The 16,814-nt window shown below is 67.2% G+C and carries 15 protein-coding genes; 11 read left to right on the forward strand and 4 right to left on the reverse strand.

What is annotated here, in order from left to right; all coding sequences use genetic code 11:
* Positions 1-50 precede the first annotated feature (50 nt).
* Entirely contained in the window at positions 51-575 is a 525-nt protein-coding gene (locus ACT6SE_RS16050; protein WP_014648104.1) for a hypothetical protein, read from the forward strand.
* A 75-nt stretch (positions 576-650) separates the two neighbouring features.
* On the opposite strand, the gene hrpA is transcribed toward ACT6SE_RS16050, so the two are convergent.
* Entirely contained in the window at positions 651-4,733 is a 4,083-nt protein-coding gene (hrpA, locus tag ACT6SE_RS16055) for an ATP-dependent RNA helicase HrpA (RefSeq protein ID WP_049420097.1), read from the reverse strand.
* 86 nt (positions 4,734-4,819) lie between these two features.
* On the opposite strand from hrpA, the gene ACT6SE_RS16060 reads away from it, so the two are divergent.
* The 8 genes from ACT6SE_RS16060 to ACT6SE_RS16095 all read left to right on the forward strand — a co-directional run bounded on the left by ACT6SE_RS16060 (position 4,820) and on the right by ACT6SE_RS16095 (position 13,073).
* Entirely contained in the window at positions 4,820-5,368 is a 549-nt protein-coding gene (locus tag ACT6SE_RS16060; RefSeq protein WP_046432071.1) for a Dps family protein, read from the forward strand.
* A 231-nt stretch (positions 5,369-5,599) separates the two neighbouring features.
* On the forward strand, positions 5,600-5,893 hold the full coding sequence (locus tag ACT6SE_RS16065; RefSeq protein WP_006388655.1) for a transposase: 294 nt from the start codon (positions 5,600-5,602) through the stop codon (positions 5,891-5,893).
* Positions 5,890-6,750, forward strand: coding sequence for an IS3 family transposase (locus tag ACT6SE_RS16070; protein ID WP_046429951.1), 861 nt, complete (start codon positions 5,890-5,892; stop codon positions 6,748-6,750). The genes ACT6SE_RS16065 and ACT6SE_RS16070 overlap by 4 nt, the downstream gene beginning before the upstream one ends.
* Before the next feature lie 444 nt (positions 6,751-7,194).
* Positions 7,195-9,000, forward strand: coding sequence for a DNA helicase RecQ (gene recQ, locus ACT6SE_RS16075; RefSeq protein WP_032958973.1), 1,806 nt, complete (start codon positions 7,195-7,197; stop codon positions 8,998-9,000).
* 204 nt (positions 9,001-9,204) lie between these two features.
* Positions 9,205-9,585 (forward strand): CopL family metal-binding regulatory protein, encoded by a 381-nt coding sequence (locus ACT6SE_RS16080; protein WP_014648107.1) that lies wholly within the window; start codon positions 9,205-9,207, stop codon positions 9,583-9,585.
* 75 nt (positions 9,586-9,660) lie between these two features.
* On the forward strand, positions 9,661-11,472 hold the full coding sequence (locus ACT6SE_RS16085; RefSeq protein ID WP_046432074.1) for a copper resistance system multicopper oxidase: 1,812 nt from the start codon (positions 9,661-9,663) through the stop codon (positions 11,470-11,472).
* Positions 11,469-12,479 (forward strand): copper resistance protein B, encoded by a 1,011-nt coding sequence (locus ACT6SE_RS16090; RefSeq protein WP_046432076.1) that lies wholly within the window; start codon positions 11,469-11,471, stop codon positions 12,477-12,479. The genes ACT6SE_RS16085 and ACT6SE_RS16090 overlap by 4 nt, the downstream gene beginning before the upstream one ends.
* A gap of 81 nt (positions 12,480-12,560) precedes the next feature.
* Positions 12,561-13,073: a GNAT family N-acetyltransferase gene (locus tag ACT6SE_RS16095; protein ID WP_046432078.1), complete on the forward strand. Its 513-nt coding sequence runs from the start codon at positions 12,561-12,563 to the stop codon at positions 13,071-13,073.
* A 78-nt stretch (positions 13,074-13,151) separates the two neighbouring features.
* On the opposite strand, the gene ACT6SE_RS16100 is transcribed toward ACT6SE_RS16095, so the two are convergent.
* Entirely contained in the window at positions 13,152-13,457 is a 306-nt protein-coding gene (locus ACT6SE_RS16100; RefSeq protein ID WP_046432080.1) for a TFIIB-type zinc ribbon-containing protein, read from the reverse strand.
* Between the two features lie 149 nt (positions 13,458-13,606).
* Between ACT6SE_RS16100 and ACT6SE_RS16105 the strand changes: the two genes are divergently transcribed.
* Positions 13,607-14,374: a CPBP family glutamic-type intramembrane protease gene (locus tag ACT6SE_RS16105; protein ID WP_046432082.1), complete on the forward strand. Its 768-nt coding sequence runs from the start codon at positions 13,607-13,609 to the stop codon at positions 14,372-14,374.
* 92 nt (positions 14,375-14,466) lie between these two features.
* On the forward strand, positions 14,467-14,889 hold the full coding sequence (locus ACT6SE_RS16110; RefSeq protein WP_014648113.1) for a response regulator: 423 nt from the start codon (positions 14,467-14,469) through the stop codon (positions 14,887-14,889).
* A gap of 8 nt (positions 14,890-14,897) precedes the next feature.
* On the opposite strand, the gene ACT6SE_RS16115 is transcribed toward ACT6SE_RS16110, so the two are convergent.
* Entirely contained in the window at positions 14,898-15,836 is a 939-nt protein-coding gene (locus tag ACT6SE_RS16115; RefSeq protein ID WP_046432083.1) for an alpha/beta hydrolase, read from the reverse strand.
* 84 nt (positions 15,837-15,920) lie between these two features.
* Positions 15,921-16,784, reverse strand: a complete 864-nt coding sequence (locus ACT6SE_RS16120; protein WP_046432085.1) for an alpha/beta hydrolase — start codon at positions 16,782-16,784, stop codon at positions 15,921-15,923.
* Positions 16,785-16,814: the final 30 nt, after the last annotated feature.

Here is a 16,814-nt window from a genome sequence, read left to right on the forward strand (position 1 = left end):
GCATGAAGACATGCCGCTACACTCGCCAACACATCCAGGAGAGACCCGCCATGCCTTCGATTGCCCTGCGCGTCCGTCCACGGCTGCTGGCCTGTGCCGCCGTGTTGCTGTCCCTGTCCGCGCCTGCGCTGGCCCAGCGCGTGGTGGAGGGCGACCTGCAGCAGCAGATGTCGCCCACCGAGTTCAAGGCCGCCGGCCTGGACAAGCTCAGCGCCGCTGAACTGGCCACGCTCAACCGCTGGCTGCAGGGCAAGGTCGAGGCGGCCACCACCCAGGCCGTCGCCGCAGCGCGCGAAGAAGGCCGCCAGGAAGTGATCAAGAAGAACCGCGGCTTCCTGGACTTCGGCAGCAGCGAACCGATCGAAAGCACCCTGCAGGGCGAATTCCGTGGCTTCGGCCAGGGCCGCCGCTACGTGCTGCAGAACGGCCAGGAGTGGGAGCAGATAGACGCCACGCACTATTCCGGTGGCCGCAAGGAAGCGCCGAACGTCAGCATGCGCCCTGGCGTGATGGGCGCCTGGTACATGAAGGTGGACGGGGTGAACGTGCAACCGAAGGTTCGTCGCACCAAGTAACGCCCGGGCATTCCGGCCGTGCCGGATCCATGCCCGGCGGCCATGGTCGCCCGATGGGGCGACCATGGCGCGCGTTCACGCCTGGCGAAGTGCAGCCACCCGCTGCGCCAGCTTCTTCGCCGAAATGCCGGTGCGTGCCCCCAGCTCCTGCGCGAACAACGACACCCGCAGCTCTTCCAGATCCCAACGCAGCGCCTGCCATTGCGGGCGATCACGCAGGCCCTGCTGCTCGCCCGCTTCCAGCGCCTCCAGGAACGGGTGCAATTCCAGCATGCGCGCCTGGTCACGCGGCGGATCACGCTTGGCACGCTCGGTGCGCAGGATCATCGCCTTCAGGTAGCGCGGGTACTGCGCCAGCGCGTCGGCCGGCGTGTCGCGCAGGAAGCCGGGGTGGATCAGCCCGGCCAGCTGCGCTTCCATGTCGTCCAGGTTGCCACGCGCCCAGCCCATCAACGGCGCCTCCAGCAACGGCTTCAGTTCCGCCACCAGCGCCAGGATGGACTCGGCCAGTTTCAGCCGCGACATCGCCTCGCCGAACAGGGCCTTGGCCGCATGCTCGCGGCGTTGCTCGAAGGCTGCCGCATCGCGGATGTCTTCCAGGCCTTCGGCCAGCACCGCGTTCATCGCCGCATCCACCAGGTCTCCACGCAGGCGTTCCTGCGATTCGATCGCGGCATACAGCAGGCCGGTCTTGGCACCCACCGGCAGCTGCTTGCGCGCCTGCTTGACCTTCTCGGCCAGGGCAATCTCCAGCAGCCGGCGCACACCCAGCGGGTGGGCCTCCTGCGCCTGCTGGCGATCGGCGAAGATGCGCAGCGCCACGCTGTCGCCCTCGTCCAGCAGCGCCGGATAGGCCGGAACGCCGGCTTCACCGGGCACCTGCAGCGGAATCGGCGCGGCCGGGAACGTGCGCAGGCCATCGGCCGCCATCTCGCGCCCCGCCCGTGCAGCGAAGGCATCGCCGGCACGGCCGCCGAATTTCGCGCGCAACGCATCCAGATCCCGCGAGGTCGCCAGCACCTTGCCGTGCTCGTCGCGCAGGCGCAGGTTCATGTGCAGGTGCGGTTCGATCGAAGCGGGTTCGAAATCGAGCGCCGTCACCGTCGCGCCGGTGGCACGTGACAAAAAGCGCGCCAGTTCGCCAGTGATGGCATCGGCGCTGGGCTGCGGGAATGCCTCGAAGAACGCACGACCGAAGTCCGGCGCCGGCACGTAGTTGCGGCGCATCGCCTTGGGCAGGCTGCGGATGAGTGCCGAAGCCTTGTCGGCGACGAAGCCAGGCGCCAGCCAGCCCAGCTGCACCGGGTCCAGCGCGTTGAGCAGGTGCAGCGGCACGTCCAGGGTCACGCCGTCATCATCGGCACCCGGCTCGAAGCGGTAGTGCAGTGGCAGGCGCGCCTGGCCCAGTGGCAGGTACTTCGGGTAGCGCTCCTGTTCGCTGCCCTCACCCGGCAACAGGTCGACCAGTGACCAGTGCAGGGTCTTGCGCTGTTCCGGCGCCAGCCCCTTCCACCAGGTATCCAGCCCTGCGGCCGAATGGATCTGCGGCGGCACCCGGTCCAGGTACCAGCGCGCCTGCCAGTCCTCGTCGGCCACGATGCCGGCGCGGCGCAGCTTCGCTTCCTCCTCGCGGGCGACCTCCAGCACTTTCTGGTTGTCGGCCACGAAGCTGGCGCGGGTGTTGATCTCGCCGGTCACCAGCGCCTGGCGCACGAAGATGTCGTGCGCCTCGCCCGGTGCGATGCGGCCGTAGTGCACCGGCTTCTTCGGTGCCAGCACCAGGCCGAACAGGCTGATCTGCTCGGAGGCCAGCACCTGGCCCTGCGCGCGCGACCAGTGCGGGTCGAAGTGCTTGCGCAGCAGCAGGTGCGGCAGTTCGGCGATGACCCAGTCCGGCTCGATCGCGGCCAGGGTCATGCCCCAGACCTTCTGCGTGTCCAGCAGGTTGGCCACCAGCAACCACGGCGGCGGGCGCTTGGACAGCGCCGAACCGGGGAACGGCAGGAAACGGCGCTGGCGTGGCGCCTGGAAATCGCCCTTCTCGGTGCGGTGCCCGATCTGCGTCGGCAGGCCCGCCACCAACGCCCGGTGCAGGGTCTGGTAGGCAGCCGCGCGCACGCGTTCGCTGAAGCCGCCGCCCGCCGGTGCCTGCTCCTTCTGTGCACGTACGGCCACCGGCGTCGGCGCCGCTTCGGCCTTGCCTTCGCGGGCCAGGCGTGCAGCGCGGTGCAACTGGCCACGGGTGGCCTTCACTGCGGCGGCATCATCACGCGCTGCCGCCGGCGCACTGCTGCCGGCCAGCAACGGCGCCATCGACGCCTCGTTGGCCTCTTCCTTCCAGCCCAGTTCCTCGCACAGCAGCCGCAGCTGGCGGTGCAGCTCGCGCCACTCGCGCATGCGCAGGAAGCCGAGGAAATGACGGCCGCACCAGTCGCGCAGCTTGGACTGGGTCAGGTCTTCATGGGCCTGCCGGTAGGCATCCCACAGGCGCAGCACGCCAACGAACTCGGAACGACCATCGGCGAACTGCGCATGCGCGCTGTCGGCGGCACCGCGTGCTTCGGGCGGACGTTCGCGCGGGTCCTGGATGCCCAGGAACGAGGCGATCACCAGCATCGGCCGCAGGCAGCCGGCGGCCTGCGCGGCGACCAGCATGCGCGCCAGCTTCACGTCCACCGGCAGGCGTGCCATCTGCTTGCCGATGGTGGTCATGCGCCGCTCGGCGTCGATCGCACCCAGTTCGGTCAGCTGCTGCCAGCCATCGGCCACCGCACGCTCGTCCGGCGCTTCCAGGAACGGAAACTCCTCGATGCGGCCCAGGCCCAGCTGCAGCATGCGCAGGATCACCCCGGCCAGGCTGGAGCGGCGGATTTCCGGATCGGTGAACTCCGGCCGCGCCTGGAAATCGGCTTCGGCGTACAGGCGGTAACAGATGCCCTCGGCGATACGGCCGCAGCGGCCCTTGCGCTGGTTGGCGCTGGCCTGCGAGATCGGCTCGATGTGCAGGCGGTCCAGCTTGTTGCGCGGACTGTAGCGCTTGACGCGGGCAAAGCCCGGATCGACCACGTAGCGGATGCGCGGCACCGTCAGCGAGGTCTCCGCGACGTTGGTGGCCAGCACGATGCGCCGGTTCGGCCCGGGATTGAACACCCGGTCCTGGTCCTGGTTGGACAGCCGCGCATAGAGCGGCAGCACCTCGGTGTTGCGGTACTTGCGGCGCTCCAGCGACTGGTGCGCATCGCGGATCTCGCGTTCGCCCGGCAGGAAGATCAGCACGTCGCCGCGCGCATCCAGGCGGGTGATCTCGTCGATGGCCGACACAATGGCGTCGTTGACGGTGCGTTCGCCCTGGTCTTCGCCCTCGCCTTCCAGCGCGCGATAGCGCACTTCCACCGGGTAGGTGCGGCCTTCGACGCTGATCACCGGCGCATTGTCGAAATGCTGGGCGAAGCGTTCGGTATCGATGGTGGCCGAGGTGACGATCAGTTTCAGGTCCGGGCGCTTGCGCAGCAGCTGCTTCAGGTAGCCCAGCAGGAAATCGATGTTGAGGCTGCGTTCGTGCGCCTCGTCGACGATGATCGTGTCGTAGTTCGACAACCAGCGGTCACTGGCGATCTCCGCCAGCAGGATGCCGTCGGTCATGAACTTGATGCGGCTGTCGTCGCTGACCTTGTCGTTGAAGCGCACCTGGTAGCCGACCAGCTGGCCCAGTTCGCTCTGCAGTTCCTGCGCCACGCGGCTTGCCACCGCACGTGCGGCAATCCGTCGCGGCTGGGTGCAACCGATCATGCCGGCCTGGCCACGGCCTGCGGCTAGGCACAGTTTCGGCAGCTGGGTGGTCTTGCCCGAGCCGGTTTCACCAGCGATCACCACCACCTGATGGTCGCGGATCAGCCCGATGATGGCGTCGGCTTCACGCGCAATCGGCAGCTGCGGGTCCAGAGTAATGGACGGCTGCTGCTGCGCCCGGACCTGCCGGCGCTGCAACGACGCCTGCAAGGCCTGCTCGAAGGTAGCGGCCAACGCCGCATCCTGTGGCTTGGCCTGGCAACGCGAGAGCATCCCCAGCAAACGGCCCCGGTCGCGGCTCATGGCGCCGTCGATGGCGGCGCGCTGTTGGCGCAGGCGGGACGATGGATTTTTATCGATAGAGTTCATCAATCGGTTCGTTCAAAACTTTGATAGCGACCAGTCATCACGACCGGTTTATTGTGAAGGCCAACGATTCCACAAGGAGGAACCCCATGGCGAAGACCAAGAGCACGACCAGGGCCAAGACCGGCAAGCAGAAGCTTGCAGCGGCGGCACCGTCGGCGCCGAACATCGATATCGGGATCACCCAGGGCGACCGCAAGAAGATCGCCGACGGTCTGTCGCGCTTCCAGGCCGATGCGTTCACGCTCTACCTGAAGACGCACAACTTCCACTGGAACGTGACCGGGTCGATGTTCAACTCGCTGCACACCATGTTCGAGACGCAGTACACCGAGCAGTGGGCGGCACTGGACGACGTGGCCGAGCGCATCCGCGCGCTGGGCTTCAATGCCCCGGGCTCCTACCGGGAGTTCGCTGCGCTGACCTCGATCGCCGAGGAACCGGGCCTGACCGACAGCGCGGACTGGCGTGAAATGGTACGCCAGTTGGTGGTCGCCAACGAAGCAGTCTGCCGTACGGCACGTGAAGTGCTGGAGGTGGCGGCCAAGGGAGACGACGCCCCGACCGAGGATCTGATGACCCAGCGGCTGCAGACCCACGAGAAGTACGCCTGGATGCTGCGCTCGCTGCTGCAGTAAGAGTTGGGGGGCCCGGCAGGGCTGCGCCCTGCACCCGCAGAGGCCTTAAAGCCAAGGCCAGAGCCAGAGCAAAAGCTGGCCTCCTGTGAGTAGGCGGGATGGGTCCGGTGGCAGGGGACGCCGTAAACCCGTCCTTGGGGGCTTGGCCGCGGCATCCATGCCGCGGACTGATCTGGCCCCCCGTCAGCGGACGCCAAGAAGCGATACTTTGATCGCACTTGGAGGTCCCTTATGTCCCGTATCACCCGTCGTAGCTATACCGATGAGTTCAAGCACCAAGCCGTGGAGCTGGCCGAGTCGCTCGGGCCGGCCGCAGCGGCCCGTCAGTTGGAGATGTCGGTCAAGACGCTGGCAAATTGGCTTGACGCGGTCCGTGCTGGCCGGTCGTTGACCTCTGAGGCTCGCAGGCCAGCCACCGACCTGGAAAGCGAGATCAGCCGCCTTCGGGCCGAGAACGCCAATCTGAAGATGGAGCGGGAAATCCTAAAAAAAGCGGCGGCGTTCTTTGCCAGAGAGTCCAAGTGAGGTACGCCTTCGTCGCCAGTCAAAGGACTCAGTACCCGACCAGGTTGTTGTGTCGGGTTCTTGGGGTTTCTGTCTCTGGATTCCATGACTACCTGCACCGGCAGTGTGCCCAAACGTGCGATGTCGATTTGGCCCTCCGTACCGAGCTTCGGGCCATTCATGTGACCAGCAGGCGCAGTTATGGGCGACGTCGGCTGGTCAGGGCCTTACGAGCCAGGAATCATCCAGTCGGCCACAAGCGCGTGGCACGGTTAATGGCCGAGGAGCGAATCCAGGGCAAGGCCAAAGGCCGATTCCGACCCAAGTCCTCTGGCGGCTCATCTCAGCTCGCCCCCAACCTGCTGGATCGGCAATTTGCCCCCGGAACCGGACCGACGGCGTGGGTCGGGGATATCACGTATGTCCCTACCCGCCAGGGATGGCTGCATCTGGCCGTGGTCATCAGCGTCCAGACCCGGCAGGTGCTGGGCTACAGCGTTTCCACGCGTCTGACTGAAGAGCTGGTGGTGAAAGCATTTGCCAATGCTTGGGCTCTGCATCCACAACGACCCGGCCTGATCTTCCATTCAGATCGTGGTGGGCAGTACTGGGGAAACGAGTTTCGCCAGCTGCTGCAGTCCCATGGCGTGGTCCAAAGCATGAGCCGGCCTGGCAATTGCTGGGACAACGCGGTGGCCGAGAGCTTCTTTGCGACGCTCAAGACAGAAGAGGCTGCCGAGCCTTACGCCAGTAGAGAACAAGCCAGCCAGTCCATCGCTGCTTACATCCACGGCTTCTACAATCCAGCCCGGCTACACTCGGCGCTGGGCTACCACTCGCCTAACAACTACGCCCGGCAGCTCCGGACTGCCGCCTGAAACGGCTTCATGGCGTCCGTTTTCAGGGGGCCAGATCAGACACCCCTGCCACCGGACCCACCCCGCCTTCGGCAGTTCTCCGCGATCTGCCGGCAAAGCCATTGGGGTCAGATCCGTTTTCCCCAGGAAAACGGATCTGACCCCATCTTGTTTGTCGAGTTCTGACAGTTTTCATCCACGCATGGCGTGGATTGATCTGGCCCCCGTCACCGGGAAACTGTCGGGGGTGGGGCGGTGTGGGCTTGCAGGACCGTTGGCGCCATGGATGGCGCCATCGAGCCCCCAAGGACGGGTTTACGGCGTGTCCTGCAAGCCCACACCGCCCCGCCCAATAAGCAGACAGCCCAGAGCCGGCTGTTGCCTTTGACGTTGCACTGGCTTGCAGCAGGTGCAGGGCGCAGCCCTGCCGAACCCCTACCCCTCCCTCCGGGGTAAACTAACCGGATGGCTTCCCGTCCCGCGCACGACCTGCTCCAACGCGTCTTTGGTTACGACGATTTCCGTGGTCCGCAGCAGGACATCGTGGAGCATGTGGCTGCCGGTCACGATGCCCTGGTGCTGATGCCCACCGGCGGCGGCAAATCGCTGTGCTACCAGGTCCCGGCCCTGCTGCGTGACGGTTGCGGCATCGTCATCTCGCCGCTGATCGCGCTGATGCAGGACCAGGTCGAAGCCCTGCGCCAGCTCGGCGTGCGCGCCGAGTACCTGAATTCCACCCTGGATGCCGAGACTGCCGGCCGCGTCGAGCGCGAACTGCTCGCCGGTGAGCTGGACATGCTCTATGTCGCTCCCGAGCGGCTGCTGACCGGTCGCTTCCTGTCGCTGCTGTCGCGCAGCCAGATCGCCCTGTTCGCCATCGACGAAGCACACTGCGTGTCGCAGTGGGGCCACGACTTCCGCCCGGAATACCGCCAGCTGACCGTGCTGCACGAGCGCTGGCCGCAGATCCCGAGGATCGCGCTGACCGCCACCGCCGATCCGCCAACCCAGCGCGAGATCGCCGAGCGCCTGGATCTGCAGGAAGCACGCCACTTCGTCAGCTCCTTCGACCGCCCCAACATCCGCTACACCGTGGTGCAGAAGGACAACGCCCGCAAGCAGCTGACCGACTTCCTGCGCAGCCACCGTGGCGAGGCCGGCATCGTCTACTGCATGTCGCGGCGCAAGGTCGAGGAGACCGCTGAATTCCTCTGCGGCCAGGGCTTCAACGCCCTGCCCTACCACGCCGGCCTGCCGCCGGACGTGCGCGCGAACAACCAGCGCCGCTTCCTGCGCGAGGACGGCATCGTGATGTGCGCCACCATCGCCTTCGGCATGGGCATCGACAAGCCGGACGTGCGCTTTGTCGCGCATACCGACCTGCCCAAGTCGATGGAAGGCTACTACCAGGAAACCGGCCGCGCCGGTCGCGATGGCGAGGCCGCCGAGGCCTGGCTGTGCTACGGCCTGGGCGACGTGGTGCTGCTCAAGCAGATGATCGAGCAGTCCGAGGCCGGCGAAGAGCGCAAGCAGCTGGAGCGGGCCAAGCTCGACCATCTGCTGGGCTACTGCGAATCCATGCAGTGCCGCCGCCAGGTGCTGCTGGCCGGTTTCGGCGAGACCTACCCCCAGCCCTGCGGCAACTGCGACAACTGCCTGACACCGCCGGCCTCGTGGGACGCGACCATTCCGGCACAGAAGGCGCTGAGCTGCGTCTACCGCAGCGGCCAGCGCTTCGGCGTCGGCCACCTGATCGACATCCTGCGTGGCAGCGAGAACGAGAAGGTGAAGCAGCAGGGCCACGACAAGCTCAGCACCTATGCGATCGGTCGCGATCTGGATGCGCGCACCTGGCGCAGCGTGTTCCGCCAGCTGGTCGCCGCCAGCCTGCTGGAAGTGGACAGCGAGGGCCACGGCGGCCTGCGCCTGACCGACGCCAGCCGCGACGTACTGACCGGCCGCCGACAGATCAGCATGCGCCGCGACCCGGCCAGCAGCACCAGCGGGCGCGAGCGCAGTGCGCAGCGTACCGGGCTGTCGGTACTGCCGCAGGATCTGGCGCTGTTCAACGCCCTGCGCGGCCTGCGTGCCGAACTGGCCCGCGAACAGAACGTGCCGGCGTTCGTGATCTTCCACGACAGCACCCTGCGCAACATCGCCGAACAGCGCCCGACCAGCCTGGATGCACTGGCACGGGTCGGCGGCATCGGCGGCACCAAGCTGAGCCGTTACGGCCCGCGCCTGGTCGAGATCGTGCGCGAAGAGGGCTGACGGTATCGCGTTGCCGCGCTGCGCGGCCGCCGGGCATGGTCCCAACGGCCCGCGGGCGCCCCTGTAGAGCCGAGCCCACGCTCGGCTGCCCCTGCGCGAACAGCAGCCGAGCGCGGGCCCGGCTCCACCTTGGTGCAGCTCCAACCTTGAACCGGCCATTCAGCCGGAAGTGCATCCGCGCCCGCTTGCGGCTAGATTAGCGCCATGTCCCTGGCTTCGACCCTGCTTCGTGTCGTGCTCATGCTCAGCCTGTTGCTCAACGGGCTGAACGCGGCCATGGCCAGCGGTCATGAAGAAATGGGGCGGATGGCACACGCCGTCGCGGCCGCCGCAGCTGGCGGTGACGCCGACTGCCACCACGCCGGCATGCAGGCCGACCCGGCCCCGCAGGCCAAGGCCCCCGCCCACGACGCCCACTGCCAGATCAAGGACTGCGTGCGCAGCTGTGCCCAGCACCCGTTGCTGGTGGTGCAGCCGTTGCCGTTCATGGCCGGCCCGGCGTTGTCGCTGGCACCACAGCCGATGCCGGCCACCGGCCGTCCGGCGCCGCCGCTGCCGCCGATCTCACGCCCTCCCATCGGCTGATTCCACATGCACCGTGCGCCCTGCGCACCGTAGCCGGCCACCTGCCGGCGTCTTTACGTGTCTGGAGTCACCACCATGAATACCCGCATTCCCCCCGGTCCGGGCGCCGTGCCCATGCCGTCGCGCCGCCTGTTCGTGCAGGGCCTGGCCGCCGGCGGCGTGGTTGCCGGCATCGCCGCCGTCGGCGTACCACAGCGCGCGCTCGCCGCCGCCACGGCCACCCCGCGCCTGGCCGGCGCCCCAGCCGTGCTCAGCGACACCCGCATCGAACTGGCCATCGGCGAATCACTGGCCAACTTCACCGGCCGCACCCGCCCGGCGATCACCGTCAATGGATCGCTGCCGGCGCCGATCCTGCGCTGGCGCGAAGGCCAGACCGTGGACCTGTTCGTGCGCAACACGCTGGAACGCCACCCGACCTCGATCCACTGGCACGGCATCCTGCTGCCGGCCAACATGGACGGCGTGCCCGGCCTGAGCTTCAACGGCATCGGCCCCGGCGAGACCTACCACTACCACTTCCAGCTGAAGCAGTCGGGTACCTACTGGTACCACAGCCACTCGATGTTCCAGGAGCAGGCCGGCCTGTACGGCGCGCTGATCATCGATCCGGCCGAACCGGCGCCGTACCGGCACGACCGCGAGCACGTGATCATGCTGTCCGACTGGACCGACATGGATCCGGGTGCGCTGTTCCGGCGCATGAAGAAGCTCGCCGAGCATGACAACTACTACAAGCGCACCCTGCCCGACTTCCTGCGTGACGTGAAGCGCGGGGGCTGGTCAGCCGCGCTGTCCGACCGTGGCATGTGGGGGCGGATGCGGATGACGCCGACCGACATCTCCGACATCAACGCCCACACCTACACCTACCTGATGAACGGCACCGCCCCGGCCGGCAACTGGACCGGGCTGTTCCGCAGCGGCGAGAAGGTGCTGCTGCGTTTCATCAATGGCGCCTCGATGACCTACTTCGATGTGCGCATTCCCGGCCTGAAGATGACCGTGGTCGCCGCCGATGGCCAGTACATCCATCCGGTCAGCATCGATGAGTTCCGCATCGCGCCGGCCGAAACCTACGATGTGCTGGTCGAGCCCACCGGCCAGGACGCGTTTACCATCTTCTGCCAGGACATGGGCCGCACCGGCTTCGCCGCCGGCACGCTGGCGGTACGCCATGGCCTGCAGGCGCCGATCCCTGCACGCGACCCGCGCCCGTTGCTGACCATGAGCGACATGGGGCATGACATGGGCGGTGGCGGTCATGGCGGGCACGACATGACCGCGATGAAGGGCATGGAAGGCGGCTGCGGCGCCAGCATGGGCCACGGTGCGCATGGCGGCGGTGATGCCGCCAGCAAGGCGCCAAAGCACCCGCCCAGCGAGCGCAACAACCCGCTGGTGGACATGCAGAGCTCGGCGACCGAACCGAAGCTGGACGACCCCGGCATCGGCCTGCGCGACAACGGCCGCCAGGTGCTGACCTATGGCGCGATGCGCAGCCTGTTCGAGGACCCCGATGGCCGCGAGCCCAGCCGTGAGATCGAACTGCACCTGACCGGGCACATGGAGAAATTCTCCTGGTCGTTCGATGGCATTCCGTTCGCCAGCGCCGAACCGCTGCGGCTGAACTACGGCGAGCGCATGCGCATCGTGCTGGTCAACGACACCATGATGCAGCACCCGATCCACCTGCATGGCGTGTGGAGCGATCTGGAGAACGCGCAGGAGGAATTCCAGGTGCGCAAGCACACCATCGACATGCCGCCCGGCACCCGCCGCAGCTACCGCGTGCGCGCCGATGCGCTCGGCCGCTGGGCCTACCACTGCCATCTGCTGTACCACATGGAAGCGGGCATGATGCGCGAAGTGAGGATCGAAGAATGAGCCGCTCACTGCTTTCCCCCAGCCTGCTGGCCGTGGGCCTGGCCGCCGCATCGCCGGTGTTCGCGCAGTCGCACGCCGGGCATGACATGGCCGCGATGGATCCGCCCGCAAAGACCGCCAACGCGCCGGTCGAACAGGTCGATCACTCGAAGATGGATCATTCGAAGATGGATTCGGGCGCCACAGATCATGCCGGCATGGATCACTCGAAGATGGACCATGACGCGATGCAACCGGCGGCGATGGACCATTCGCAGATGGACCACGGGGCAATGGGCCATGCCACGCCCGCGCCCACCGAACCGCGCGACCCCATCCCGGTGCCGTCCGATGCCGATCGTGCCGCTGCATTCCCACCGATCGCGCACGGCGCGATGGAGCATGCGCCGGAGATCAACAGCCTGCTGCTGATCGACCGCCTCGAACATTGGGACGGCAAGAGCAGCAACGGCCAGGCCTGGGAGGCCACCGGCTGGATCGGTGGCAACATCAACCGCCTGTGGCTGCGCACCGATGGCGAACGCAGCCGCGGCCGCACCGAGTCATCGTCGCTGGAAGCACTGTATGGCCGCAGCGTGTCGCCGTGGTGGGACGTGCTGGTCGGCGTGCGCCAGGACTTCCGCCCGGCCGACTCGCGCACGTGGGCGGCCATCGGCATCCAGGGGCTGGCACCGTACAAGTTCGAGAGCTCGGCCACGCTGTATATGGGTTCCGGCGGCCAAGTGCTGGCCAAGGCCGAGGTCGAGTACGACGTGCTGCTGACCAACCGCCTGATCCTGCAGCCGCTGCTGGAAGCCACCATCGCGGCCAAGGATGAACCGGAGTACGGCATTGGTCGCGGACTGAACAAGGTCGAAGCCGGGCTACGCCTGCGCTATGAGTTCAGCCGCCGTTTCGCGCCATACATCGGCATCAGCCACGAGCGCACGTTTGGCGACACCGCCGACTATGCCGGTGACCACGCGCGCGACACGCGCTGGGTCGCCGGCGTACGCATGTGGTTCTGAGCAGCGGTTCGTGAGCAATGGCCAGCCCCGGCAGCCGCCGGGGCCGGCTACACTGCGCCACGCTCCAGTACAGGCACCACCATGTCGTTGCAGATCCGCCGCGCCACCCTTGCCGATGTCGACGCCCTGTCGGCGATCGCGATCGCCACCTACAACGAAACCTGGGGCGATTCCTATCCGCCGCAGGAGCTGCATGATTTCCTGCAGGCGCACTACAGCAGCGAACCGCAGCGCAGCGAACTGTCCGACCCGCGCAGCGCCATCTGGCTGCTGATGGACGGCGACGCCGTGGTCGGCTACCTGGCCGCCGGTGCCAACACCCTGCCGCATGCCGATGCACGCGAGGGCGACATCGAACTGAAGCGGTTCTACATCCTGGCCGCACACCAGAACGGCGGCCATGGTGCACGCCTGATGGACGCGTTCATGGCCTGGCTGGACCAGCCGCAGCGCCGCACCCTGTGGGTGGGCGTATGGGAAGAAAACTTCGGCGCGCAGCGCTTCTACGCGCGCTATGGCTGCAGCAAGGTCGGCGAGTACGACTTCATCGTCGGTGATACCCACGACCGCGAGTTCATCCTGCGGCGGCCGTGATCATGCAGCCCATGTAGCGTCGAGCCATGCTTGGCCAGGGGCCGCAATATCCAGTCGAGCATGGCTCGACGCTACAAACTAGAAATCGAACAGTTCCGACAGGAAGCTGTCCTTCTTCTTTTTCTTGTAGCCCTGGCCCCGGTTGTCCTCGTAGCGCTGGCCGAGGTGGCGGGTATCACGGTGCATCACCGGTGGCGGCGAGGCCGGCTGAGCCAGCACGGGCGCTGGCGGCGGTACGGCCGCACCGGCGCCTGCGCGCTCGATGATCTTGTCCAGCTCGCCACGATCCAGCCACACGCCGCGGCAACTTGGGCAGTAATCGATCTCGATGCCGTGGCGTTCGGCCATCTGCAGCGTCTGGGTCTTGCACACGGGGCACAGCATCGGTATTGCTCCTGTCGGTCTGGTTTCGACTGTACCTGCACCGCGATGACTGTGCGGCAACGCGTGACCGATGGCACAGGGACTTCCGGCGCGTGCCCACATGCGTACCGCGCGGCACACTGCGCCCTTGTCCCGCAGGGAATGCGTACATGACCGTGTTGTCCCGCCTGCCCACCACCGCGCGCCTGTTGCTGGTGCTGCTGGGTGTCGGCCTTGGCCTGAACCTGCGGGATATCGCCGCGGCCATCGGCACACCGGTTCCCGCACTGCCCATCCCCTATGGCGGCAGCCTGTTGGACAACGCGCTGGCGGTGCTGGTGGCACTGCTGCTGGTCGCGCTGCTGCGGCCCCGCGACATGGGCCTGATGGCCAGCTTGGGACTGCGCGGAAACGGCTGGGGCGGCCCGTTGTGGGTGCTGCTGGCCAGCCTGCCCTGCTGGCTGGGACTGGCGCTGCTCGGAACTCCGAACACGGCACTGACTGCGCTGGATGCCACGATGCTGGCCGCGCTGTTCCCGCTGGCCGAGGAAGTGCTGTTCCGTGGCCTCGGCTTCGTGCTGCTGGTGAAGATCGTGCGCGGTCCGTGGCCGTTGCTCGCGCTGCCGCAGGCACTGCTGTTCGGCATGGTGCACTGGCTCGGCTTCGGCGGGTTCGACGGCGGCGGCATCGCACTGTTCATTGGCGCGGTGATCGCGCTGGGCGGCTTCATCTTCGCCTGGCTCGACCACCTCGACGGCGACACCCTGTGGTGCGGCCTGATCCTGCATGTTTCGATGAACCTTGCCTGGAATGTGTTCAGCCTCGATGACGCCATCGCATTGGGTTGGCAGGCCACCGGCCTGCGCATCGGCACCGCCCTGCTCGCGGTGGCGGTGCTGGCCTGGCACGTGCGGTTCAGGCGCCAGAGAGGGCTGTAACGCCCGCTTAGCTTGCCGTGCACGTCGGGATCACTACCGGCTTGCGCATACTTGCGCGCCTTTTCACCGTTGCTGTCCGGAGTTGTCGCGTCATGTTGCTGTCCAAGCGCCACGTTGAACCCCGCGTCCTGCTCATCGAGGACGCCGAGGAAACCCGCGAGCTGAGCCGACTGGCGCTGGAAAGCCAGGCCTGCCACGTAGTGGGCGTGAGCTCTGCCGAAGCGGCGCTGGGCCTGCTGGCGGCCGGTGAGCGTTTCGACCTGCTGTTCACCGACGTCAATCTGGGTGCGATCAGTGGCATTGAAGCCGCCAACCGGGTCCGCAGCCTGTATCCCCAGCTGCCGATCCTGGTGACGTCGGGCATGGACCAGCACCAGGTGCTGCCGCAGCTCCGCGACGGCATCCATTTCCTGCCCAAACCCTACAACATGAGCGAGCTGCTCGACGCCATCCGGCTGTGCTTCCGGCACGCCGATGTGGGCGTATTGACCGGGCCGGACGCACAGGCGGCCTGAGGCACTCATCAACCGCTGCTGTACGGCCCGGTACCCGGGAACACCTTCAGCAGCGCGCGGGTGATCATGTCCGGGTAGACGGTGAAATGGTCCTCGCCGTCGATCACCATGTTCTCCACCTTCAATGATCGCCCGCTGCTGCGCAGCTGCTCGGCGAACTCGGCGTTGTGGCGCAGCATGTCGTTGCGGGTGAAATAGCGCGGCTCCGGCTTGACCGTTTCGAAGCTGCCGATCGACAGCACCACCGTGGTCGGCTGCGCAGGCGCCTTGGCTTCGGCCAGCATGCGCGGCACCCGATGGTTGTCGAACCACAGCGACGGGCTGGACAGGATGTAGCTGCGGAACATGTCCGGGCGCGTGGTCAGCACGTAGGCGCCGAACAGGCCGCCATAGGAATGACCGGCATAGGCTCGCCGTGCCGGATCGGTGCGGTAGCGCGCATCGATCAGCGGCAGTACGCGCTCGGCGAGGAAGTCGCGGTAATGCGCGGCGCCGCCGTAGCTGACGTCGTCGCTGTAGTCACGCGGATCGGTGCGCGCCGGATCGCTCGGCGTGTAATCCCGCGAGCGGCTCTGCCTGGAGGTCAGGCCTTCCTGCGGCGGCAGCCCGACCAGGATGAAATCCTCGATGTTGACGCCCTTCTGCCCGACCAGGTTGCGCACGCTGCGCACCAGCGGGAAGCTGTACAGCGCATCGGTCACGTACAGCACCGGATAGTGCTTTTCCGGATGTGCGGCGTAGTCGGCCGGCAACGCCACCCAGATCGGGTAATCGCGTCCCACCGGGTCGTGCACGCGCAACGCCTCGGTATCCGGCAGCACCACGCCCTGCGCGGCGGTGGCCGCGCTTTCCTTCGCTTCATCCGGAGTTGCCGGTGGCGCCACCGACATCGCACAGCCCCCCATGGCCAGGCAGGCCGCCACACTCCATCCACGCACACGCTGCATCCACACTCTCCCGTTGCGGGCGACGCACCCGGGTGGCGTCGCTACCGCATCCTCACACGTCGCGCGGCGCCGCGCCACGCGCGGTCAGGGCGAGGCCGGCGGCGGCGCCGGGAACAGTGTGCGCAGCGCCTGCAATGCGGCCGGGTGGTAGACGGTCGCGTGGGTTTCCTCCGGCAGCGGCAGGTACTTCACCAGCGGCGACGGCGAGGCCTGCTGCAGCAGCGCGGCCAGTCGTGCCGTGGAGGCGGCCAGTTCCGGTTGCCCGCTGCTGGCCAGGAACACGTGCGGCTGTGCACGCGTCACCGCCGGCAGCTGCCGGGATGCTCTGGCCAGCATCGCACCACGGTTCCACCACAGGCTGGGGTCCAGCGCGATATAGCTGTTGAACAGCGTCGGCTCCTGCAGCAGCGTCTCGACCACGAACAGGCCAGCCAGCGACTCACCGATCAGCGCACGCTCGTCTGTGGTCGGGTAGCGCTGGCGTACCTGCGGCATCAGTTCATCGCGCAGGAAGCTGCGGTAGGCCGCCGAGCCACCGATGCGTGGCGCGATCTTCTGGTCCTGCGGGTCGCTGCTGGGGCCGGTCATGTCGCGGCGGCGCTCGGTATTCTCGATGCCGACCAGCAGGAACGGACGCATGCTGCCATTGCCGGTCAGCACCTGCACCAGCCCTGCCACATGCAGGAAATCCTCGCCGATGCCGCCATCGGCCATGTACAGCACCGGCAGCGGCGCCTTCGGATCCAGGCCCCAGGGCTGCGGACGATAGACATTGATGCGGCGGGTCTCGCCCAGTGCCTTCGACTGCACGGTGAAGGTCTCGCCGATGACCAGTGGTGCGGCCGCAGCGGTCGATGCCGGCGGTGCTGCCGGCACGGTGGGAACAGCTGCGAGGCCCGGCCCTGCGGCGGCCAGCAGGATCAGGGCGGAGAGAGCGACGACGCGCATGCGAACTTCCATTTTCGAGAGGACGGCCAG

It is taken from the genome of Stenotrophomonas sp. LC732 (genome assembly GCF_052446685.1).
Classification (GTDB): Bacteria; Pseudomonadota; Gammaproteobacteria; order Xanthomonadales; family Xanthomonadaceae; genus Stenotrophomonas; species Stenotrophomonas muris.